22 protein-coding genes, 1 tRNA gene and 1 pseudogene are annotated in these 20,575 nt (G+C 34.3%); 10 read left to right on the forward strand and 14 right to left on the reverse strand.

Annotated features, from left to right (window positions below; all coding sequences use genetic code 11):
- From K8V80_RS05500 to K8V80_RS05520, 5 genes are all read right to left on the reverse strand, one after another.
- A partial coding sequence (locus tag K8V80_RS05500; protein WP_276775966.1) for a fibronectin type III domain-containing protein occupies nt 1–2,648 on the reverse strand: 2,648 nt, incomplete at its 3' end.
- A gap of 44 nt (nt 2,649–2,692) precedes the next feature.
- The gene (locus K8V80_RS05505; RefSeq protein ID WP_006744213.1) at nt 2,693–3,442 is read right to left on the reverse strand and encodes a copper homeostasis protein CutC; all 750 of its coding nucleotides are present in this window, start codon (nt 3,440–3,442) and stop codon (nt 2,693–2,695) included.
- Between the two features lie 73 nt (nt 3,443–3,515).
- Nucleotides 3,516–5,084: a ribonuclease Y gene (rny, locus tag K8V80_RS05510; protein WP_006744214.1), complete on the reverse strand. Its 1,569-nt coding sequence runs from the start codon at nt 5,082–5,084 to the stop codon at nt 3,516–3,518.
- 113 nt (nt 5,085–5,197) lie between these two features.
- Nucleotides 5,198–5,545 carry a cell division protein ZapA gene (locus K8V80_RS05515; protein WP_006744215.1) on the reverse strand — a complete coding sequence of 116 codons (348 nt, stop codon included), beginning with the start codon at nt 5,543–5,545 and terminating at the stop codon, nt 5,198–5,200.
- 45 nt (nt 5,546–5,590) lie between these two features.
- A complete protein-coding gene (locus K8V80_RS05520) occupies nt 5,591–5,884 on the reverse strand; it encodes a hypothetical protein (protein WP_006744216.1) in 294 nt (97 codons plus the stop codon).
- A 194-nt stretch (nt 5,885–6,078) separates the two neighbouring features.
- On the opposite strand from K8V80_RS05520, the gene K8V80_RS05525 reads away from it, so the two are divergent.
- The 5 genes from K8V80_RS05525 (at nt 6,079) to K8V80_RS05545 (ending at nt 10,200) form a co-directional block, all read left to right on the forward strand.
- Nucleotides 6,079–6,744: a GDSL-type esterase/lipase family protein gene (locus tag K8V80_RS05525; RefSeq protein ID WP_276775969.1), complete on the forward strand. Its 666-nt coding sequence runs from the start codon at nt 6,079–6,081 to the stop codon at nt 6,742–6,744.
- Between the two features lies 1 nt (nt 6,745).
- A complete protein-coding gene (locus K8V80_RS05530; protein WP_276775971.1) occupies nt 6,746–7,321 on the forward strand; it encodes a nucleosidase in 576 nt (191 codons plus the stop codon).
- A 178-nt stretch (nt 7,322–7,499) separates the two neighbouring features.
- On the forward strand, nt 7,500–8,240 hold the full coding sequence (locus K8V80_RS05535) for a (Fe-S)-binding protein (RefSeq protein ID WP_006744219.1): 741 nt from the start codon (nt 7,500–7,502) through the stop codon (nt 8,238–8,240).
- Nucleotides 8,237–9,619 (forward strand): lactate utilization protein B, encoded by a 1,383-nt coding sequence (locus K8V80_RS05540; protein ID WP_006744220.1) that lies wholly within the window; start codon nt 8,237–8,239, stop codon nt 9,617–9,619. Before K8V80_RS05535 ends, K8V80_RS05540 begins: the two co-directional genes overlap by 4 nt.
- Nucleotides 9,616–10,200, forward strand: coding sequence for a LutC/YkgG family protein (locus tag K8V80_RS05545; protein WP_006744221.1), 585 nt, complete (start codon nt 9,616–9,618; stop codon nt 10,198–10,200). Before K8V80_RS05540 ends, K8V80_RS05545 begins: the two co-directional genes overlap by 4 nt.
- Nucleotides 10,201–10,263: 63 nt before the next feature.
- Here K8V80_RS05545 and K8V80_RS05550 read toward each other — a convergent pair.
- From K8V80_RS05550 to K8V80_RS05560, 3 genes are all read right to left on the reverse strand, one after another.
- A tRNA-Trp gene (locus tag K8V80_RS05550) sits at nt 10,264–10,336 on the reverse strand.
- Between the two features lie 61 nt (nt 10,337–10,397).
- Complete coding sequence (locus tag K8V80_RS05555; protein ID WP_006744222.1) at nt 10,398–10,754, reverse strand: arsenate reductase family protein; 357 nt, start codon at nt 10,752–10,754, stop codon at nt 10,398–10,400.
- On the reverse strand, nt 10,751–11,353 hold the full coding sequence (locus K8V80_RS05560; RefSeq protein WP_006744223.1) for a uracil-DNA glycosylase family protein: 603 nt from the start codon (nt 11,351–11,353) through the stop codon (nt 10,751–10,753). The genes K8V80_RS05555 and K8V80_RS05560 overlap by 4 nt, the downstream gene beginning before the upstream one ends.
- Nucleotides 11,354–11,433: 80 nt before the next feature.
- Between K8V80_RS05560 and K8V80_RS05565 the strand changes: the two genes are divergently transcribed.
- Nucleotides 11,434–12,129 (forward strand): DUF5020 family protein, encoded by a 696-nt coding sequence (locus K8V80_RS05565; protein ID WP_006744224.1) that lies wholly within the window; start codon nt 11,434–11,436, stop codon nt 12,127–12,129.
- Nucleotides 12,130–12,580: 451 nt separating this feature from the next.
- On the opposite strand, the gene K8V80_RS05570 is transcribed toward K8V80_RS05565, so the two are convergent.
- Together K8V80_RS05570 and K8V80_RS05575 are read right to left on the reverse strand one after the other, a co-directional pair.
- Complete coding sequence (locus K8V80_RS05570) at nt 12,581–13,219, reverse strand: hypothetical protein (protein WP_276775974.1); 639 nt, start codon at nt 13,217–13,219, stop codon at nt 12,581–12,583.
- A gap of 104 nt (nt 13,220–13,323) precedes the next feature.
- Nucleotides 13,324–13,965, reverse strand: coding sequence for a helix-turn-helix domain-containing protein (locus K8V80_RS05575; RefSeq protein WP_006744226.1), 642 nt, complete (start codon nt 13,963–13,965; stop codon nt 13,324–13,326).
- A 143-nt stretch (nt 13,966–14,108) separates the two neighbouring features.
- Here K8V80_RS05575 and K8V80_RS05580 point away from each other — a divergent pair, with 143 nt between their 5' ends.
- Nucleotides 14,109–14,285 carry a histone H1 gene (locus K8V80_RS05580; protein ID WP_006744227.1) on the forward strand — a complete coding sequence of 59 codons (177 nt, stop codon included), beginning with the start codon at nt 14,109–14,111 and terminating at the stop codon, nt 14,283–14,285.
- 55 nt (nt 14,286–14,340) lie between these two features.
- On the opposite strand, the gene K8V80_RS05585 is transcribed toward K8V80_RS05580, so the two are convergent.
- The gene (locus K8V80_RS05585; protein ID WP_276775976.1) at nt 14,341–15,312 is read right to left on the reverse strand and encodes a lytic transglycosylase domain-containing protein; all 972 of its coding nucleotides are present in this window, start codon (nt 15,310–15,312) and stop codon (nt 14,341–14,343) included.
- A 151-nt stretch (nt 15,313–15,463) separates the two neighbouring features.
- Between K8V80_RS05585 and K8V80_RS05590 the strand changes: the two genes are divergently transcribed.
- Entirely contained in the window at nt 15,464–15,724 is a 261-nt protein-coding gene (locus K8V80_RS05590; protein ID WP_006744229.1) for a GNAT family N-acetyltransferase, read from the forward strand.
- Here K8V80_RS05590 and K8V80_RS05595 read toward each other — a convergent pair.
- Nucleotides 15,719–16,456 carry an SDR family NAD(P)-dependent oxidoreductase gene (locus tag K8V80_RS05595; RefSeq protein ID WP_276775979.1) on the reverse strand — a complete coding sequence of 246 codons (738 nt, stop codon included), beginning with the start codon at nt 16,454–16,456 and terminating at the stop codon, nt 15,719–15,721. The genes K8V80_RS05590 and K8V80_RS05595 overlap by 6 nt on opposite strands.
- A 67-nt stretch (nt 16,457–16,523) precedes the next feature.
- Nucleotides 16,524–17,234, reverse strand: coding sequence for a hypothetical protein (locus tag K8V80_RS05600; protein ID WP_276775980.1), 711 nt, complete (start codon nt 17,232–17,234; stop codon nt 16,524–16,526).
- Nucleotides 17,235–17,366: 132 nt separating this feature from the next.
- Between K8V80_RS05600 and K8V80_RS05605 the strand changes: the two genes are divergently transcribed.
- Nucleotides 17,367–17,921, forward strand: a complete 555-nt coding sequence (locus tag K8V80_RS05605) for an RNA polymerase sigma factor (protein ID WP_006744232.1) — start codon at nt 17,367–17,369, stop codon at nt 17,919–17,921.
- Between the two features lie 37 nt (nt 17,922–17,958).
- Complete coding sequence (locus K8V80_RS05610; RefSeq protein WP_276775981.1) at nt 17,959–19,290, forward strand: hypothetical protein; 1,332 nt, start codon at nt 17,959–17,961, stop codon at nt 19,288–19,290.
- A 575-nt stretch (nt 19,291–19,865) separates the two neighbouring features.
- On the opposite strand, the pseudogene K8V80_RS05615 reads toward K8V80_RS05610, so the two are convergent.
- A pseudogene (locus tag K8V80_RS05615) lies at nt 19,866–20,444 on the reverse strand (cation transporting ATPase C-terminal domain-containing protein); the annotation flags it as partial.
- Between the last annotated feature and the right edge of the window lie 131 nt (nt 20,445–20,575).

Below are 20,575 nucleotides of genomic sequence, written 5' to 3' on the forward strand. Positions count from 1 at the left end.
ACAGATTGAATACTTTTATCTTGAATAGAATAACTATAATTATATTTTAAAATGTCTTGAGTAAAAGTTCTTTCGGCTTCAGAATAATTCATATCACTACCTAGATAAGAGCCACTAACTAGTAGGCTACCTCCATTTTGACAGTAATTAGAAATTCTGTTTTGCAATTGAGGTGAAAAGGTTTTATAATGTCTGTTACTATGGGGATTGTAAGATTCTTCTTTTTGTAGTCCCATAATCAAATCGATCATTGGATAGTTTTCTAATCTTACTTTCCCTCTTTCAACCGATTCCCTACTTGCCGAAGCAAAACTGATTCCAGGAGTGGCTTGAATAGCTCTTCCATGAATGTAAGGGTAATCAAAGGTGTTTCCTGCTAGAGTCATGCCTTCAAGTTCATCGGTGCTGTAACCTAAACCCTGACTATTTTCTTTGCCTGCTCCTGTTCTTTTAAATGATTGCTGACTACCAGATAGTGAAATATCATATAAATAGGGAACGCCTGGATCGGAATAAAGATCAAATCCTGCATCAAAATCTGTACTGATCGATTGAGGCCCACTTATTCTTTGAAATCCATTAACAATCAAGATTCTTTTTTTCTCTTTTGGTGCTTTATAAATAGATAGTATTTCGGAAGGAAAACTTTCGCCTCCTCTATTTACAGCAGATATTTTAAATGAATAGATTAATCCAGGCTCTAAATCTGTAATGTAATCTGTACCATATACCATTGTTCCATTATCAAAACCTCCATTACCTATTCTTTTATAAACAATGTAACTGTTTGCATCGGCACTAGGTTCAAATGGGTCAGTAGTTGGTTCCCAACTTAAATAAGCTTTGTTTTTATCTGTATGTTCAATCGCGAAATTTTGTATAGGTAGTGGTTGAACTATAAAATCTTTTCTATTTTGATCGCTTAAAAACTTTAAGACAGATTTATAAATAGATCTCGACACGATAAATTTAAAGTAAGGATCATGTCCCAATCTCATATCTGCAAAATTTTGATGAGAGAGTAACTCTATGATGATAGAAGGGATTTGAGGAAGTCTAGTTTCACTATAATTCTTATCCCACATACTTCTGCGTGTCCACTGAACATCAAAGTTGGAGTGTATATCTCTTTCTAATTGTGTGAGTACGATATCGGCAAAATCTCTAGAACTAATTCTTTCTTTTCCCGACCCCAAAGGTGTACTATTTGCTTCTGTAGTGTAAATTCCAAGTGTTCCAAAAATACTATCATCTCTGTAATAACCAGCATCACTATGTAAAGCTAGGTTGAGTTCAAATGGCACTCCTAAACCTCTTTGATTGGGGTTGAAAGGAGATCTACCAGATAAATAGTTGATCACATTACTTCTAGTGTTTATGTCATCAATGTAATCGTTTTCTCCCTTTTTCCCGCTATAGATATCTTGAGGCATACCATACCATTGAGCAGAATATCTAGCACCTTCTAAGTATCTCGGTAGTCCACTTGTTGAGTTCCCTCGAACGATATTGCCCATACCTCCCCCAAATCGAACAGCATCTGCTGAGACAACTCCATTCTCTTTGCTTTGGTTTGTAAGTACAACCATTCCTAAAGGACTATTTCCTTTGGCAAATTCAAATGTTCCTAGATATACCCAAGTACTTCCTCCTATTTTTTGATTGACAGTAAACTCTGTTACTCCACCTTTGTGAAATACAATATACTGTGCATCCGAAACACTATTTGGAGTTGATTGATAACTGACATATACAGCATATTTACCAGCTGCAGGAATAGTTGGAACCCATTGTGCAAAAGCTTTGGCTTTGGATCTTTTTGTTTCAACAATTCGACTTGTTCCTCTAAGAAAGGGGTTTTCTCCCTCATAGTATAAGTTTTTGCTTGGTGCAAATCCTGGACCATCATATCTATCCCATCTTTGTTTTCGCTTACCTTCTTCTATGTATAGTGAACCTGTTTTAATATCGTTATCAACAACAACTTCATTTTTCTGGATATCTCTTTCTCGGGGTGTAAATACATTTGCTCCTGCATTTTCTAACATAGGAATAAGAAAAGGGATAATAAAGGATTGTGTAAACTGGTCTTCAGTGGTACAAAAGAGGTGTGGACGTTGCCAGCCCCATTTGTTTAACTTGTTAATATAGTATTTACCATGGCTTTGCCAGAGAGAAATATGTCGCCCATCCAATCCTTTAGTTATTCGGTAGGGCTTAGACTGATTGGTAACCCAAGGGGTAACATTATTTCGTATAGGTTCGTATATCCTATTCTTATCTAATTTACCAGAACGGTAAAAGTTGGGAATTAAATCCTCTATGCTTTTTGAGTTTACAAAGATTTTGATGTCGTAATTGGCTACGGGTCCAGGTAGTATTTGACTGAGATGTCTATAAATACCTTGTGTGTTTTCTTCTCTAAAAGGTTGGTATGCAAAACGCTGATCTGCATAAATATTTAGAGTTCTTTTTCTATGGTCAATTTTTATGTCTTCAAGTTTGCATCTTCCTATATTTACATAGGCACTTTTATACTCTTTAAAAAAACGATCCAATCTTTCTCTTACTGCTCGGTCAACATCTTGACCAGATGTAATGGGCATAAACCCGAGTAAAAAAATAAAAAGTAGTAGTTTTCTGGGCATAGTTTATGTTTTATATAGTCAAACGCTTTGAAGGCCTTCTATGTTTACTCAGAAAGCCGAGCTATGGTGTCTTTTACTCTTTTTGCAGTTGTTATAGGCCGGCTAAATTCATCTATGTTTATTGCACCTCCCATGGGAACTCTCTCTTTACGAAAGGTCATTTGGCTAGGGATAACTTCTCTTGCCGAAAAATGAAATTCTGTGATTCCTGTTTCTTGGGCTATCTTCTTAATGTTAGACTCATTAACTCCACAACCAGCTAAAAGTTTGATTCTTCCTATACTTAGTTTTTGTAGTTCTTTTAGTAAAGGGATCCCTAACTCTGCATTAACTTCTTGTCCAGAGGTGAGAATTCGTTCACAGCCTAGATTTATAATTTGATCAAGAGCTTTTCTTGGATTATTACAAACATCGAAAGCTCTGTGGAAAGTGACTGATAAACCTTGGGCTGCATCCATTAATTGTTTCATAGCTATTGTGTTTATAGAACCATCTGAGTTCAAGCAACCAAATACTACTCCATCTACTTTTAACTCTTGGCATAGTTCTATGTCCTTTATCATTGTTTCTATTTCTAGGGGAGTATAAAGGAAGTCACCACCTCTGGGGCGAATAATAACATGGAGTTTGGTCTTCTTTAGGTGCTTTTGTGCCATTTTGATTTCTCCGTATGAAGGAGTGGTTCCACCTTCGGGAATTCCTGCGCATAGTTCTACACGGTGTGCCCCTCCCTTTTCGGCAGCAATGCAACTTTCTACTGAGTTCGTGCAGACTTCAAAGGTATATGTTTTCATAAATTAGTGTGTTTAAAAAAAGGACGATGTGTTCATCGTCCTTTAATTTATATATAGAATATTATTCTAGTGTTTATTTTGCAAAACTTACAGAACGAGTTTCTCTAATTACAGTAATCTTAACTTGTCCAGGGTAAGTCATTTCATCTTGAATCTTTTGAGCTATTTCTTCAGATAGTTTTTCTGTATCTCTATCATCAATCCTATCTGCTCCAACAATAACTCTAAGTTCTCTACCTGCTTGGATAGCATAGGTCTTAGTTACTCCTGGGTAAGAAGATGCTAATTGTTCAAGGTCATTTAATCGTTTGATATAAGCTTCTACAATCTCTCTACGTGCTCCTGGTCTTGATCCAGATATAGCATCACATACTTGCACAATAGGAGCGATAAGGCTAGTCATTTCTACTTCATCGTGGTGTGAGCCTATAGCATTACAGATGTCTGCTTTTTCTTTGTACTTCTCAGCGAGCTTCATACCTAATAATGCGTGTGGTAATTCTGGTTCCTCATCAGGCACTTTACCTATATCGTGAAGTAATCCAGCTCTTTTCGCTTTCTTAGGATTCAGTCCAAGTTCTGATGCCATTATAGCACATAGATTGGCTGTTTCTCTAGAGTGTTGAAGTAAGTTTTGTCCGTAAGATGAACGATATTTCATTTTACCTACCATGCGAATGAGTTCTGGGTGTAGGCCATGAATACCTAAATCTATTGTAGTACGTTTACCTGTTTCAATAATTTCTTCTTCCACTTGTTTGCGCACTTTAGAAACAACTTCCTCAATACGTGCTGGGTGGATACGACCATCGGTTACTAGTTGATGTAGAGCTAACCTAGCTATTTCTCGACGAACAGGGTCGAAAGCAGAAAGCACTATTGCTTCTGGAGTATCATCCACAACTATTTCCACACCTGTAGCAGCTTCAAGGGCACGGATATTACGACCCTCGCGACCGATAATACGTCCTTTTATCTCGTCAGACTCAATATGGAATACTGTAACGGAGTTCTCAATAGCTGTTTCAGTAGCTACGCGCTGTATCGATTGGACAACAATCTTTTTAGCTTCACGATTAGCTGTCATCTTAGCTTCATCCATGATGTCATTGATATAGGATTGAGCTTCTGTTTTGGCTACTTCTTTAAGAGATTCGACAAGTTGATTTTTAGCTTCATCCGCAGAGAGACCTGATAAGTTTTCCAACATTTCAATTTTTTGAAACTTAACTTTATCTAGTTCTTCTTGTTTCTTTTCGACGATGCTTAATTGATTGTCTAGATTTTCGCGAATAGCATCTACTTCTGCTTGCTTTTTGTGAAGATCTTCATGTCTTTGTTTGATGTTAAGCTCTCTTTGTTTTAGCTTACTTTCTACTCTTTGTATCTTTTGATTGCGTATAGCTACTTCTTTTTCTAGATCCGCTTTTTTATTTAAAAACTTCTCTTTTACCTCTAGTAATTTGTCTTTTTTAATTACTTCAGCTTCAATTTCAGCTTCCTTCAGCATATTCTTTGCTTTGTCATCGGCTTCTTGAAGAGTTAACTCACTCTTCTTTTTGAGTGCTGTCTTATTTAAAAGGAAGACAACGCCACCGCCTACGAGAAAGCAGATTATTCCTACCACTATTAATTGTATCATTGTACTAAATTAGTTTATATAAAAAAATAACGCACTGTTATACTCTTTTACTATAAAGTTAAGAGTAACAGTGCGTGAATATTTAATGTCTCAAAAATATATAGAGAGGGATATTATCCTTCTTTATCTTTATTATCCAAGAATGCCAGATTATTATCCGTATAATCAGCCAATAGCTTATTTTCTAGTAAACTATCCCATTCCTTGATCTTGTCAATACATGGAGTGGTATCCCCTTTTTGTTCAGCTCGAATATATGATAAAGCAAATTGAAAAGAAACCATTGTAAGTAATCTATTTTCTCCTAATTCGCCATTGTCAAAATATTGCTTAGCAGAGCTAAGGTAATCGTTTACTTTTTTTGCAGCAGCACGAACATCCTCTTCCTCATCTCGATTGATAGTCATCGGATAGTACTGCTCATTCAAGTATAAATTTATTTTTATTTTATTATCGTCCATACATGCTTTTCAATACAATCTAGATATTGAAATTTAAAAACCAGCTTATATATTAAGTAAAGCAATGCACTTATCGACTTCACGCACTAATTTTGATAATCGATCCTTAGTATCTTTAATATCTTTCCTGTTTGGATTGATTATCAAAGCTGTTTTTAAATGGGTGTAATCACCGTGTAAGCTTCTATATTTGTTTTCGAGTTCGAGAGTTTTCTTTTTCTCATCCTCGAGTAGCTCTTGTAATTTAATGTTTTCTTTTTTTACCTTTTCATATAGAAAAAGTAAGTGACGCAGTTTCGCCTCAAATGATTTTACTAGTTCTTTGTCTTGGTTTGTCATTACTACACCACATTTATGTACAAAAATACAATTTCCCTATAAATTTCAAAAGCTTTTTGATTATAAATTGATACGAAATAAGACGAATTGTAGTCTTCTCTACTCAAAAAGAATGATTTTTTGACTTTTGTATTTTTAAAGACTCTTTAAAAAGATACCTTTGGAGTATAGTTATTCAAAATTTAAGAAATAGAATGAAAGTAATAAAACTATTGACTCTATCTTTTTTTGTGCTCTTATCCATTTCTGGGTTTTCTCAAGAGCGTAAGTATTCTACTTTTTATGAGCAGAGGGCTTCTTTGTTTGATGAATTAAAGGTGGAGCAATCTGATATTATATTCCTCGGTAATAGCATTACTAATGGTGCTGAATGGGCTGAATTATTTAATAATTATTTAGTGAAGAATAGAGGAATTAGTGGCGATACTTGTGAGGGTGTTTATGATCGTTTAGAGTCAATATTGAGAGGGCATCCAAGAAAAGTCTTTTTACTAATTGGTATCAATGATTTGGGAAGGGGTTCTTCGTCTGACTTTGTGGTAAAAGGTATAAAGAAAATAGTGTGTAAAATAATTGAGGATTCTCCTAATACTGAAGTTTACATACAAAGTTTATTGCCTGTCAATAATAGATTTAATCTATTTTCAGGACATACATCTAAAGGGGAAGATATTTTGAAGATTAATAAGGCTTTAATATCATTATCTGATGAATTGGATTTAACTTACATCGATTTGTATTCGTTTTTTGTAAATCAAGAAGGAATGCTTGATGAAAAATACACAAACGATGGTTTGCATCTTTTAGGCAAAGGTTATAAGTTGTGGGTGGACATTGTTAAACGTTACATAATAAGATAAAATGGAAGATAAAAGAATATTGGTCACTTTCGCTGTGCCCGAAGAACTAGTAGATATCAAGTGGTCTGGTGTCGAATGCTTTTACCTCAGAACTGGAATTGGTAAAATGAAATCAACTTTTCATTTATCACAGGCAATAGATGGCTTTCAACCCGATTTGGTCTTGAACATTGGTACAGCAGGTAGTATTCAGCATAAGGAAGGAGATGTTTTTTACTGTACTCAGTTTGTTGATCGTGATTTGGAAAAAGTAAAGCATTTGGGTCTCAGTTATCGAGTTGATATGACGGTTCCTTTACTTGAGAAGCAATTTGCTCAGACATGGTACAATGAGGGAACCTGCAATACAGGTGATTGTTTTGTTACCGATGATACTCAGTTAGAAGGTGACGTGATTGATATGGAAGCTTTCGCACAAGCTTGGGTTTGTGAGCAAAAAGGTATTCCTTTTGTTTCTATTAAATATATTACTGATGTTGTTGGTAAAAATTCAGTTAAAGTGTGGAAAGAAAAATTGACAGAAGCTAAAGCAGGACTCAATAAATACATTCACGAAACATTGGGTGGAGTAAAATAAATATTCATAAGTAAAATATACAATAAAGGCCAAAACAATTCAGTTAAGGCCTTTTTTTATGTTTAATAACAAGTTTCATTCTTTATATTTCTAGATTCATTATTGTACATTTGCTTGTACCAAAGGCCTCTTTAGAAGAGGGGCGTTAAATAATTCTTACAACTACAAAATAATACTTATGAAAATTGGATTGTTTATTCCATGTTATGTGAATGCTATTTACCCTAATGTAGGAGTAGCATCATATAAGTTACTAGAAAGTCTTGGATTAGATGTTGATTACCCTTTAGATCAAACTTGTTGTGGCCAGCCTATGGCGAATGCTGGGTTTGAAGGTGAAGCTGTAGATGTGGCAAAAAAATTTGATACACTTTTTGAAAAGTATGATTACATTGTTGGTCCATCAGCGAGTTGCGTTTCTTTTGTTAAAGAGAACCATCCTCATATTTTAGAAAAGGAAGGTCATAAATGTCAAAGTGCAGGGAAAATTTACGATATATGTGAGTTTATTCACGATGTGGTTAAACCTAAAAAATTGGCAGCTAAGTTCCCTCATACTGTTAGTATTCATAATAGCTGTCATGGCGTTCGTGAATTAGGTCTTTCCTCTCCAAGTGAAAAGAATATTCCTTATAAAAATAAACTTCGTGATTTGTTGGAAATGGTCGAAGGCATTGATATCAAAGAACCAAAGCATATTGATGAATGCTGTGGTTTTGGTGGAATGTTTGCTGTGGAAGAACAGGCCGTATCTACACAGATGGGTGTTGATAAAGTTAAGGACCATATGAGTACAGGTGCTACTTATATTACTGGTCCTGATAGTTCTTGCTTAATGCATATGCAGGGTGTTATCAAAAGAGAGAAATATCCTATTGAAATAATTCACATTGTTGAAATTTTAGCTTCAGGATTATGAGTACAAAACATTCGATAGCTGCTGAAAAATTTTTAGAAAATAAAGATCAAGCGCAATGGCATAACGAAACTCTTTGGTTGGTTCGTTCAAAGCGTGATAATTTGAGTAAGCAAATTCCCGAATGGGAACAATTAAGAGATAAAGCTCAAGCCATTAAAAGATATACAAATAGCCACCTAGATGAACTACTTGTACAGTTTGAGGAAAACGCAACTCAAAATGGTGCAATTGTACACTGGGCTAAAGACGATGAAGAGTATCGTAGTATTGTATATGGAATATTAAAAGAGCATAATGTTACCAAGTTTGTAAAAAGTAAATCTATGCTAGCAGAAGAATGTGAGTTGAATCCATTCTTAATTAGCAAGGGCATTGATGTGGTTGAAACAGACTTAGGTGAACGCATTTTACAATTAATGAATTTGCCTCCTAGCCATATTGTTCTTCCTGCAATTCACATCAAACGTGAAGAAGTAGGTAAACAGTTTGAGAAAGATTTAGGTACAGAAAAGGGAAACTCAGATCCTACTTATTTAACTCATGCTGCTCGAAAAAGTTTAAGAGATAAGTTTTTGCATGCTGAGGCTTCAATGACTGGAGCTAATTTTGTTGTGGCATCTACAGGAGATATTGTGGTTTGCACCAACGAGGGTAACGCTGATATGGGTACATCTTGTCCTAAACTGAACATTGCTGCTTTTGGGTTAGAAAAGATTGTTCCAAATTTAGAGTCTTTAGGCGTGTTTACTCGCTTATTAGCTCGTTCAGCAACAGGACAACCTATCACTTCTTATACTTCTCATTATCGTAAGCCAAGAGAAGGAGGTGAATATCACATTATAATTGTTGACAACGGACGAAGTAAGATGTTGGCAGATAAAGATCATGTTGATTTATTAAATTGTTTACGTTGCGCTGCTTGCATGAATACTTGCCCTGTATATCGTCGTAGCGGTGGTTATTCTTATACTTACTTTATTCCTGGTCCTATTGGGGTAAACTTGTCTATGGCCAAAGATTCTGCGAAGTATTATGATAATGTATCTGCTTGTTCTTTGTGTCTGTCATGTTCCAATGTTTGTCCTGCTAAAATTGATTTAGGAGAGCAAATCTATAAATGGCGTCAGACATTAGATTCTATTGGAAAAGCTAGTTCAAGCAAAAAAGTAATATCTAAAGGTCTGCAGTATGTTATTGAAAGACCTAAACTATTCAATACAGCACTTAAATTTGCTCCTATAGTAAATAGCTTACCTCGTTTTATGAAGTATAACGGACTGAATGATTGGGGTAAAGGAAGAGAGCTTCCAGAGTTTGCAAAAGAGAGTTTTAATACTTTATGGAAAAAGAATAAAGTTCAGAAGGAGGTAAGAAAATGAGTAGTAAAGATTCAATACTTCAAAGTATAAAGAAAAACACATTGGCTAAGCATGAAATGCCTAGTTTGAAAATAGATAACCCACTTCAATATGAAGATAAAATACAGGCATTTTGCGATATGAGTCGCACTGTAGGTGGAGATTATCACATTCTTCAGCAGGGTGAAAATATTAATGAGGTTATATTAAAACATTATCCTGATGCTAAACGCATTGGATCGGCTTTGCCAGAGGTGAGCTGTGCAACCTTTAACCCTAATGATGTGGAAACAGCTCAGGAGTTAAATGGTACTGATGTTGCTGTTGTTCAAGGCACAGTAGGTGTAGCCGAAAATGCTGCTGTATGGATACCTCAGATAGAAAAGCATAAAGCTCTTTATTTTATATCAGAAGCTTTGGTTATTCTTGTATCCAAGAAAAACATTCTAACTAATATGCATGAAGCTTATCAATGGTTAGAAAATCAAACTTATAAATTTGGTGTATTTATTTCTGGTCCATCCAAAACCGCTGATATTGAACAAGCTTTAGTTTTTGGAGCTCATGGAGCACGAAATGTGTTGGTAATTATTACTGACTAAGTAAATATTTAAGTATAAATAAAAAGCCTGTTGATCATTGATAAACAGGCTTTTTTGCACTTGCACGGGCGGAGAGGCTCGAACTCCCGACACCTAGTTTTGGAGACTAGTGCTCTACCAACTGAACTACACCCGTAATTGCGTGTGCAAAGATAGTGGTTAATTTGATACTACCAAATACTTATTAAAAAAATGAGTTATTTAAATTCATTTTCCCACTCTTCTTCTTTAAATCCAACTAAAACGGTCCCTTTAGTAATTAATAGTGGACGTTTAATTAATTTACCATTACTCGCTAGTAATTGAATCTGTTCTTCTTCGGATAGGGTAGGCAGTTTGTCTTTTAGGTTGAGTTCACGGTAAACCATTCCACTTGTATTAAAGAATCTCTTTAGTGGTAACCCACTTTTTTTATAAAACTCAGTTAGTTCTGCACGAGTAGGAGTGTTTTCTACAATATGCCTTTCAGTAAAAGGTATCTTATTTTCAGTAAGCCATTTCTTCGCTTTTCTACAAGTTCCGCAGGCTGGATATTGAATAAATGTAACGTTCATAAATCTGTATTTTTAAGTTTGTAATACTCTTGATATGCAATTCTATATAACTCTGCCTTTTTCTCTACCTTGAGCGGGTATGCTCTTGAAGAAGAAGGCATACGGTATAACCTTAAATTTCTTGTATTATACGTAAAAGAAACAAACTCTCCTATTTTGGGAGCTTGATCTATATCTAGTTGTTCTTGTAATGTTGAAGTAGCTTTTTCTCCTGTGGTGATTATCGCTTGACATTCAGGTATCTGGTCTAGCAGTCTTTTTATGTCTGTGGGTTCTACTACTTCCAAGAACTTGTCAGACGCATTGTCTTGTAATCTTCTTATAGAAGTTGCTGTATCATAGATGCCTATTCCTTCTGAATTCAAGAATTCAATAATCTCTTCTTTGTAAAAGGTCTTGTTCTTTTGATCAACAAATTGCATTTTATTGTTGAAAAACAAAATACCCAATATTCGCCACATATCATTATTGAAATTTGGGTAATAGAAATGAATACACCATCTTTTTTGTTGAGGAGGAAAACTACCTAGCATAAGTAGTTTTGTATGTTTAGGTAAGAAAGGCTGGAGAGGATGATTTTCAATGGATTTATCGTTCATGGTATAATTTTACTATTAAAATATGTTACGTATCTGATAAAATTAATTAATTTTGCGGCTTAATTCAAAATACTTAAAGAATGAAACGATTATTTCTATCACTTTGTTTAATTATTTCGTTTGGTACTTTAGCTGCCCAAAACATTCAGCTGCATTATGATTTCGGTAGGTCACTGTATAATGAGCTAGATGGTAGACCTTTAATGACTTCTACAATAGAGCATTTTCATCCAGATTCATGGGGGAATACTTTCTTCTTTGTAGATATGAACTATACGAGCAACGGTGTTTCTTCTGCCTATATGGAAATTTTCCGTCAAATTAGCTTTTCTTCTAAATGCCCTATTAATTTGCATTTTGAGTACAATGGGGGTGTTATAAAAAATGGGTCATTGAATAATGCCTATTTAACGGGTCTAACTTATAATTATAATTCAAAAGACTTTTTGAAAGGAATTTCTTTTAGTGTCCTTTATAAGTACTTACAGAAAAATTCTTCACCTCAGAGTTTTCAGTTTACTACTTCTTGGTATTATAACTTTAGCGATGGTCTGTTTACTTGTTGTGGGTTTGCCGACTTATGGAGAGAAAAAACAAATTATGGTTTAATGATATTTCTTACAGAACCTCAGTTTTGGGTAAATCTAAATAAAATAAAAGGTATAAATGACCGTTTTAATTTAAGTGTAGGTTCAGAGGTTAAATTAAGTCATAATTTTGAAGGTAGAGATGGCTTTTATTGTATTCCTACATTAGCAATGAAATGGACTTTATAATTCATCCTGTTTTTTGATAATAATATTCAGTAAAAGGCTCAATTGAGCCTTTTTTTTGTGCTTATAGTAATAATGGTATTCCATATATTAAGTGATGTACTATTAATTAGGATAGATGGATGGGTAGAAGCTTGATAGGGTAATACAACGATGTATAATAAAGATGAAAAACACAAACACTTCATTGAATGAAAGAATATAGAGTAAATCTTGATCTTTGCATAACACCGATATGGTGATACTTTGACACCGACATGATAATGCTTTGACACCGACATGACGTTTTTTTAACCCTTTGATGATAGCCTTATTCTAATGATTTAAAACAGACGCACTTCTTGTGTTTATACACATTGTTGGAAGATGATTGTTTGTTATATGGGTATGTGCATAAAAAAAGAGACTGCTTAGACAGTCTCCTCATGTTATATCAGAAATGATAATTTTCTATTTATTTTTTATCTATTTGCTCTCCTTTTTTCTTATTTTTTTTAGCTTCTTTTTTGGCTAATAATAAGATCGCAAATACAAACTCGGTCATCCATTGCTCTGAAAAACCTAGGCGTTCCTTTAAGGTTCTTACACTAGATGCTGTTTTATGGATTTCATCTTTTTTCCAAATCATTTTCGTGCTAATATCATGCACTGTTTTTTCAGTCATGGTATAGAGTGTTTTCTTGAATGCACTAGGAATACGAATTTTCCATTGCATTAAGTTTCCGATTAGCATCATCAAGTCTTGAGTAAAGCCTTGAAACTGGAAGCCATAAGTTTGTACATCTTGTGGTTTACGGCAGTTCTTTTTGATTGATGAATCTATTTCTGTGAAGAAGTTTTCGCTTATGTTATAATCTTCCATAAGCATCTTTTTTGCAGCTGATTTTTCAGCTAATCCTAGTCGGCCTTTTTGTGTTGGTATTTTGAATAAACGCTTGAAGTTGGCTACATCAGGAATGGCTCTAATATTAGTGATACCATTATTGATAGCCATGATAGATTGAAAGTATACTTGTGCTAAAGACATAAAGTCTTCTGCACTACCTTTAGCTTCTTCAGAACCTTTATTAAATAGCTTTGAAAAAAATCCCATATTAATATTTTATTCTGTTTTATTAGTTTTAAGTCAAAAAGTTGAGATGACAAATTTAGTCAAATTATTATTGCTTATTGATATAGAGGAACATCTTTATTTAACTAAAGTAATCGATATACAAAATTTCGATCTTTGAATTGAGGCTCAATGATCCCAAATAAAATAAACTTGGTAAGTAGTCTGATTACTCTGTATCTCGGCATCTGAGTTGTTTTGATGAATTGGTTTAGAGTAAGCTCTTCTTTATCTTCTAATATTTTCAAGAATAGCTTTTCTTCTTGTGTGTAGCTTACAAATTCACCTTTTGGCTTTTTTTTATGCTTCCATACTTCTAAGTGTACTTTGCTAGCTAGAATATTTTCATCTTTAATGCGCACATAAGCCCACATTTTCCCTTTCTCATCTTTTGCTAATACAGGTTTTTGTTTAGCTTGGGGTATTTGAATAACTAGGATGCTTTTCCCATCAATTTCATACTCTTCAACATCATATGCTACTTTGGGTGTGCAATATAAGTCTGCTGCAGCTTCTATCATATACAATTCTTCTTCCGATTGTATTCCTGCAATTTTTCCGTTATCCTTCACTCCTATAAGTAGTCTGCCTCCGTCGGTATTAGCAAAGGCAGATAGAGATTTAGCTATTTTCTTGGCATTAGATATTTCAAATTTAAAATCTTGTTGTTGATGCTCTCCTTCCGAAATGAGTAAATCTATAAAATGTCTATTTGTTGAAATTTTCATATAATAATAGTGCTATATTGCCCTGTGTGTGCTATTTTAAGGTAATATTCTAGTAAAGAATAAGAAAAAAATACATTTATCCACTGTTATTTCAAGAAAGAATGTATTTTTGCTCATGTTATTAACGATGTAATAAAATAATTATGAAAGAATTAGTAGAAAAAGTAGCAGATCTTGTTGCTCAATTTAACAAAGATGCAAATGCACAAATTGAAAATGGTAATAAAGCTGCTGGTGTAAGAGCTCGTAAAGCTTCTCTTGAGATTGAAAAAATCATGAAGGACTTCCGTAAAGCTTCACTAGACGCTTCTAAGCAATAAGATACTTAAACGTATTGTGAGCCACTACCCTGTTGGGATAGTGGCTTTTTTTATTTTAATCTACTATCCAGTTTTTATTGTGGATAGGTGTATGTTTAGGGTTGTATGTTATGCTTTCTGTAGTGGGTATTGATATAATGTAGGTCCTACCACTTTTATTCTCTAAATTTCTGCCTCTAAGCCATGGATTAGCTTCTTTAAGCTGAGCATAATTAATATTATACTTCTTTGCAAACTCTACTAAATCACTGATAGGGTAGGTTATTGAAACATATTTGTAATGTATTGGAGGATAGAGATGTTCTCTTTTTAGGAAGAAACCGAACTGCTTTGGGTTTTCTAAAAACTGTTTGGCAGCTAATAATCGGAACATATATCGAGATGTTTCTTGAACTAACCATAAGTCGGCAGCATGATCCACGTCTTGGCGAGACAATTCATTGGTTATCCTGCCTTGCCCAGCGTTGTAGGACGCAGCAGCCGTAATCCAATCACCATACTTTTTATAAGCATCAAGAAGATAAGAGCAAGCTGCTTTTGTTGATTTTTCTATATTATATCTTTCATCAATATTATTATTAACCTCCAGTCCATAATCTCGTCCCGTTCCTTTCATAAATTGCCAAAAACCAGCGGCACCAGCAGGGGACATAGCTAGCGGGTTGAGGCTACTTTCAATAACCATTAGGTATTTTAAATCATCAGGTATTTTATTTGCTTTTAATATTGGCTCAATAACAGGGAAATAGCGGTTTGCTCTCTTTACCATAAGGATAGAAGAGGTGTGCATATAACTAAAAGCCATAAGTTCTCTATCCATTCTTTCTCTTAGATCCATCCTTCTTAAATCCACTGTTTCACCCGCAAAGTTTGCTTGATCGGGCACACTAGGTGGTGTTATACCTTGGCTTTGCAAAGTTTGATCTTCTTTGTTGAACTGCACAGTACTGCCTATTAATACAGGAGTTGCAATGAGTAAAGTTACTAATGTGAAGGAGATAATACCTTGTTTTTTATTTATTTTCATAATAATCAAGTTGATGCAATTAGCGATTATACACAAAGTTATACAATCCATATTGGCTTACAAAGTGAGTGTAATACTTTGAATAGTTCTTTATTATAAAACAAAAGAAAGACATTGCTGTTTTTATAATAGAATATAAAGATTATAAAGTATGGATATTAAAGTAGAACACTTCCCAGAGAAAAATAGATTTGAAGCTCACTTTGAAGATAATCAGGTGGCTTTTGTAGAATATGCTCTTAATAATAATGTTTTTGATATTTTACATACCATAGTTCCTTCATCTCTTGAAGGACAAGGTATAGCAGGGCAAATTGTAAAAACAGCTTATGCCTATGCTAAGTCTAAGGGATATGATTTAAGAGGTTCTTGTTCTTATGCTAATGTTTGGTTGAAGAGACATCCCCTATAATTCCTTGTTTTTTATAGGTAATCTTTTCCATAAGCATGCAGGTATAAGTTTCCAGAAGAAGACCAATATTTTGTATCTCCAGTCTATTACAATTCTTCTTTTATGTGTAACTAAGGCTTTGTCTATTATTTGTGCCACTTTTTGTGGATGCATTAACAAGGGATAGCTACCACTTCCCTTTAATAAATCTGTCTGTACAAATCCTGGACGAATGTCTGTAAAGAGAATGTTGCCTTTTGATAGAAAGTTCAACTGCTCAAGGGCATCTATATAGGTATTTTGAAAGCGTTTTGTTGCGGAATAGGCTGGTGCAACACCTAGTCCTTTAGTTCCTGCAATGGAGCTAATGATTGCAATATGCCCTTTGCCTTGTTCTTTAAAAAAGTGGTAAGCTGTGTTTACCATTTGAGTAAAACCATAGACGTTGGTCTGTATCGTGTTGAGTTCAATATCAGATTTTAGCTTTGGGTTTTGAAACCCTATTCCCGAACTATGAAAATACAGATCCATTCCACCTAGCTTTTGAATAAGTGATTGAAGGTGAGTAGGAGCTTCAGAGTCTATGATATCAATGACTTCATACTCCACTTGTTGTGGATATTTCTTCTTGATAGAAGAAAGTAGATGTTCTCTGCGTCCAGCAACACCTACTTTCCATCCTTTATCAATATAGATCTTTGTGAGCTCTAAACCTATTCCAGAGGTGGCTCCTACAATAACTATTCGTTTCATACTAACTTCGTTGTTTTGGGGACTTTATTTTCTATGTAAAGTTAGTTAGATTTAGTGATAGAATAGCTTATTTATTTTGTTTTACTTGAATTATATAATCTTGTACTCCACCGATAATGGCTTTAGCTGATATTTTTATTTCATTCTTGTTATTAATTAGATTTTGAATATTATCAAGAGGAAAACTTATTACGCCATTTACATTTCTATTCCCTTTATCTTCTTTTGCATCATGCGTAAGAATAAGCTCTAAAGTTGTACTTGATCGTGTTTCTTCTGATATCTCTTTGGTTGCATATATTGATATGTCGTGTTCTTTACTATCCAATCTTCCACCTTTATAGGTGTATTTTAAGTTTAGAAAATTATTAACAACATATGCTTCAACGATATTGATAGCATCACTAGATTCAAGAAGATCTTCAGTTTGTTCTTCGTTCTCTACAAACTTGATGGTTTCTGTTCTTAGCTTCTGTACTATTTGTATGTTTGCATATAAATCATACTTTTCATGATTTTCTTCTAAATCGGTAAATTGAACAAACACTCTGTCTTTATCTTGTAAATCCAAACTAGCTACAGCACCAGGATTTTTAGGATATAATGCTTGGTTACTGTCAAGCAAGAAGAATAAACTACCTTGATCGGCATTGTCCAACATTTGTACCGTACCAAATTGTACATACTCATAATTGTCGTCGCTGTTTAAACAACTTTGTGTTAAGATTATTATAAACAGAAAAATAAAACTTTTTGCATATTTAATAGAATTTTTCATAATTTATTCCTTTTATTGGTAAAACGTGATTACCTTCGATTTACTGCATTTGATTTATATTATTTTTTTATTTGTAATCTCATGCAGTATATTAAGAGGTCATGCATTTAATTAATAAACACGTGTTCATAGATGGAAGAATTAGAGCTTAGCAATCTTTGCAAAAAGCGGGATGCTCGAGCGCAGAAGGAGCTTTATGAGCTTTATGCAAATAGGCTTTATGCTATTTGTATAAGATATTCTGGCGACCGCGATACAGCACAAGATTTACTACACGACGGTTTTATTAAAATTTTATGTTCATTTGAAAAGTTCACATGGAGGGGTGAAGGTTCGCTTCGTGCGTGGATGGATCGAATAATGGTAAACACATCACTTCAATATTTGCGAGACAAGAAAAAAATAGGACAGGAAATTGAATTAGAACAAATTCCAGATCCTGAAAATGATGAACCTAATGATAATGATATAGATTCTATACCTCAAAAGGTATTATTCCAGTTTATAAAGGATTTGCCTGATGGATATAGAACTGTATTTAACCTTTATGTACTTGAAAAAAAATCACATAGAGAGATAGGTGAAATTTTAGGTATTAATGAGCGGTCATCTGCCTCACAGCTTTTTAGAGCTAAAAAGACCTTGGCAGAGCGCATAAATGAGTGGATGGATGAACAAGGGAAATAAAATCCGTTTCATTGTTTTAAAGAAGAATGTGTAGATTATGGATAGAAAAGATAAATGGTTAGATAAATTAGCCGATAAAATAGATGCTTATGAGGAGCAAGCTCCTGCTTTTATCTGGGAGGAGATAGAGGCTGATCTTGCAGAGGATATGGTGCAACAAAAGGAGAAAGTTGTTCCTATGTATCCTTATAAGAAATGGTGGGCTATGGCTGCCGCATTATTGGCAGGAGTACTTTCTTATGGGGTTTTCTTGATAACCACACAAGATGGTGAAATGGATAATGAATTATCTTATGTAGCACAAGAAGTAAAAATAGATAATCCTTTGGAATATCCAGAGGAAGAGGAATCGCTCACAGCTGAATCTGTTCCTTCTGATAAGGAAGTAGAAGCGATAGTTACTCCAAAAAACACTTTATCAGCTGGTACTCAAAAAGCAAAAACTGCGAAAGTGAAACAGAACACTCCTGTTTTGATGGCTTCAGCTTTGACACAAGAAGATATAAAAGTAATGCAGAAGTCTGCTGATACAGAAACTGTAGAAAGTACTTCAGTAATAGATTCTGAGGATAAAGTGACTGATGAAGTAAATGAAAATAAGCAGGTAGAGAATCAGTCAGAAACTACAGATGTTAAGCCTCGAAAATATGATAACTTATATGAAAATGTAGATTATAGTGCATTTATTAAAACTAAAAAAGACTATCATTCTAATTCGGATGTACGAATAGGTGTAGGTAGTGGTGGAAACATTGGTGGTGTTAATGGAGAAGGAACAACTCGTGTATTGCAAGAAGTAAGTATAGAAAGCTTTGCAACTTCTTCTTCTTTGCAGCGTGAAAATGGTAACAAATATAAAATTGTGAATGGAGTTCCGTATGCCGAAAAAGAGGTTAAAACGAAAGAATACAAACATAATCAACCAATCTCCGTAGGGTTGAGTTTTCGTAAGGGAATTGCCAAGAATCTTGCTTTGGAGTCGGGGCTAATGTATACATATCTATCATCTAGTGTTTCCGAAGTAAATACGCTACGTTCTTATAAACAAAAGTTCCACTATCTTGGAGTTCCTATAAAGTTAAATTGGACATTTTGGGAACAAAATAGATTCTCCCTATATGCAGTGGGAGGTGGCGCTATTGAGTTGTGTGTGTCGGGTACAGTTGATGGAGAGAGTCAAAGACCTACAAGACCACAGTTTTCATTACAAGGTGGGTTAGGTGGACAAGTAGCCATAACTAAGAATTTCGGCTTTTATTTAGAACCAGGTGTTTCTTATTATTTTAAGGATGGTACAGATTATGAAACCATTCGAAGTGAGAAACCTTTTAATTTCAATTTAAATACAGGGTTTAGATTGACTTTTTAAATTATGCTCAAGAGTTAAGCAATACATTTGGTGTGTTTTTAAAAAGATACAAAGTACAAAGGAGAAGCTAGAATAGGCATCTCCTTTTTACTTTGGTATTGATTACGAGTTTCATCACTTTTTCTTTTTTGAATTCTTACGTTCCTTATTGTACTTTATTTGATATGCCATTAAAACAATAGAACCAATAATGTATAATAAGATAAATACAAATAGTTTCATGATTATTGATTTTAAAGGTTTAGTAAAATTATACTTTAAACTTTACTGCAACGGAATAGGATGAATGCTAGTAAGGCCTATGATATTCTTGGCAAATCTATATACTATTAAGAATAGGGCTGTAGAGCTTATTTTAAGAGAGCTTCAATATCATACGTTCATCTAGTTATGGTGATATTCTGACACCGATATGTTCTTATCATATCGGTGTCAAAGTATTCTCTTGTCGGTGTCATGATGATAACATACCTTAGTCATAGAAACGATATAATATCCACTTAAGCTAAATAGTATATATCATCCAAAGTGTTTTATTACAATAAATATCCACCACTAAGTTCCTCACACATTTGTTATAACCATCCATCAAATCTCTTAATATACCACTGTTTTACCAACTGAGTTAGTACACAATAAGCTATCAAGATAGCTATCAGCCATGGGAAATAACTCCAAGGTAGAGGAACTAGTCCTATGCTTGATCCTATGCCCGTGAATGGGAGAATTACCCCGATGCCCATAATAAAAAATGTCAAGCTAGTAACAGGCCATGATGCATTACTTTGTATAAATGGAATTTTACGAGTACGTATCATATGTACGATTAATGTCTGCGATAATAGCCCTTCAACAAACCATCCAGATTGGAAAAAGGCTTGAGAGTCGGGAGAATTGTATGCAAATACGTACCATAAAAGAGCAAACGTTAAAATATCAAATATTGAACTGATAGGTCCAATGTACAACATGAATTTTTTAAGATCTGATGCATCCCATTTTCTAGGTGTTCTTAGGTATTCCGAGTCCATCGTATCAAAGGGAATAGTAGTTTGAGACATATCATAAAGTAGGTTTTGAACAAGTAGATGAATGGGTAGCATAGGAAGGAATGGTAAAAAGGCACTTGCAGCCATTACGCTAAACATATTTCCAGACACCCTCTCATCAAGTGTGTAAGTTAAAACAACGGCTTGGGTAACAAAATAACTCAAGCCGTTGTTGTTTAATAAAAAACTTAAACATTTATGAAAACCGAAGATTTAATCCCTGATGAGTTTTTCAA

Source organism: Bacteroides coprosuis, assembly GCF_020741705.1.
Lineage (GTDB): Bacteria > Bacteroidota > Bacteroidia > Bacteroidales > Bacteroidaceae > Bacteroides_E > Bacteroides_E coprosuis.

Excerpts from the sequence above, each read along its gene's own strand:
- K8V80_RS05570 (WP_276775974.1), bottom strand. The coding sequence starts at position 13,219 with ATGGGATTTTTTTCAAAGCTATTTAATAAAGGTTCTGAAGAAGCTAAA.
- K8V80_RS05540 (WP_006744220.1), top strand. The coding sequence starts at position 8,237 with ATGAGTACAAAACATTCGATAGCTGCTGAAAAATTTTTAGAAAATAAA.
- K8V80_RS05610 (WP_276775981.1), top strand. The coding sequence starts at position 17,959 with ATGGATAGAAAAGATAAATGGTTAGATAAATTAGCCGATAAAATAGAT.
- K8V80_RS05605 (WP_006744232.1), top strand. The coding sequence starts at position 17,367 with ATGGAAGAATTAGAGCTTAGCAATCTTTGCAAAAAGCGGGATGCTCGA.
- K8V80_RS05560 (WP_006744223.1), bottom strand. The coding sequence starts at position 11,353 with ATGAACGATAAATCCATTGAAAATCATCCTCTCCAGCCTTTCTTACCT.
- K8V80_RS05525 (WP_276775969.1), top strand. The coding sequence starts at position 6,079 with ATGAAAGTAATAAAACTATTGACTCTATCTTTTTTTGTGCTCTTATCC.
- K8V80_RS05590 (WP_006744229.1), top strand. The coding sequence starts at position 15,464 with ATGGATATTAAAGTAGAACACTTCCCAGAGAAAAATAGATTTGAAGCT.
- K8V80_RS05545 (WP_006744221.1), top strand. The coding sequence starts at position 9,616 with ATGAGTAGTAAAGATTCAATACTTCAAAGTATAAAGAAAAACACATTG.
- K8V80_RS05555 (WP_006744222.1), bottom strand. The coding sequence starts at position 10,754 with ATGAACGTTACATTTATTCAATATCCAGCCTGCGGAACTTGTAGAAAA.
- K8V80_RS05595 (WP_276775979.1), bottom strand. The coding sequence starts at position 16,456 with ATGAAACGAATAGTTATTGTAGGAGCCACCTCTGGAATAGGTTTAGAG.
- K8V80_RS05575 (WP_006744226.1), bottom strand. The coding sequence starts at position 13,965 with ATGAAAATTTCAACAAATAGACATTTTATAGATTTACTCATTTCGGAA.
- K8V80_RS05515 (WP_006744215.1), bottom strand. The coding sequence starts at position 5,545 with ATGGACGATAATAAAATAAAAATAAATTTATACTTGAATGAGCAGTAC.
- K8V80_RS05505 (WP_006744213.1), bottom strand. The coding sequence starts at position 3,442 with ATGAAAACATATACCTTTGAAGTCTGCACGAACTCAGTAGAAAGTTGC.
- K8V80_RS05520 (WP_006744216.1), bottom strand. The coding sequence starts at position 5,884 with ATGACAAACCAAGACAAAGAACTAGTAAAATCATTTGAGGCGAAACTG.
- K8V80_RS05565 (WP_006744224.1), top strand. The coding sequence starts at position 11,434 with ATGAAACGATTATTTCTATCACTTTGTTTAATTATTTCGTTTGGTACT.
- rny (WP_006744214.1), bottom strand. The coding sequence starts at position 5,084 with ATGATACAATTAATAGTGGTAGGAATAATCTGCTTTCTCGTAGGCGGT.
- K8V80_RS05530 (WP_276775971.1), top strand. The coding sequence starts at position 6,746 with ATGGAAGATAAAAGAATATTGGTCACTTTCGCTGTGCCCGAAGAACTA.
- K8V80_RS05535 (WP_006744219.1), top strand. The coding sequence starts at position 7,500 with ATGAAAATTGGATTGTTTATTCCATGTTATGTGAATGCTATTTACCCT.
- K8V80_RS05600 (WP_276775980.1), bottom strand. The coding sequence starts at position 17,234 with ATGAAAAATTCTATTAAATATGCAAAAAGTTTTATTTTTCTGTTTATA.
- K8V80_RS05585 (WP_276775976.1), bottom strand. The coding sequence starts at position 15,312 with ATGAAAATAAATAAAAAACAAGGTATTATCTCCTTCACATTAGTAACT.
- K8V80_RS05580 (WP_006744227.1), top strand. The coding sequence starts at position 14,109 with ATGAAAGAATTAGTAGAAAAAGTAGCAGATCTTGTTGCTCAATTTAAC.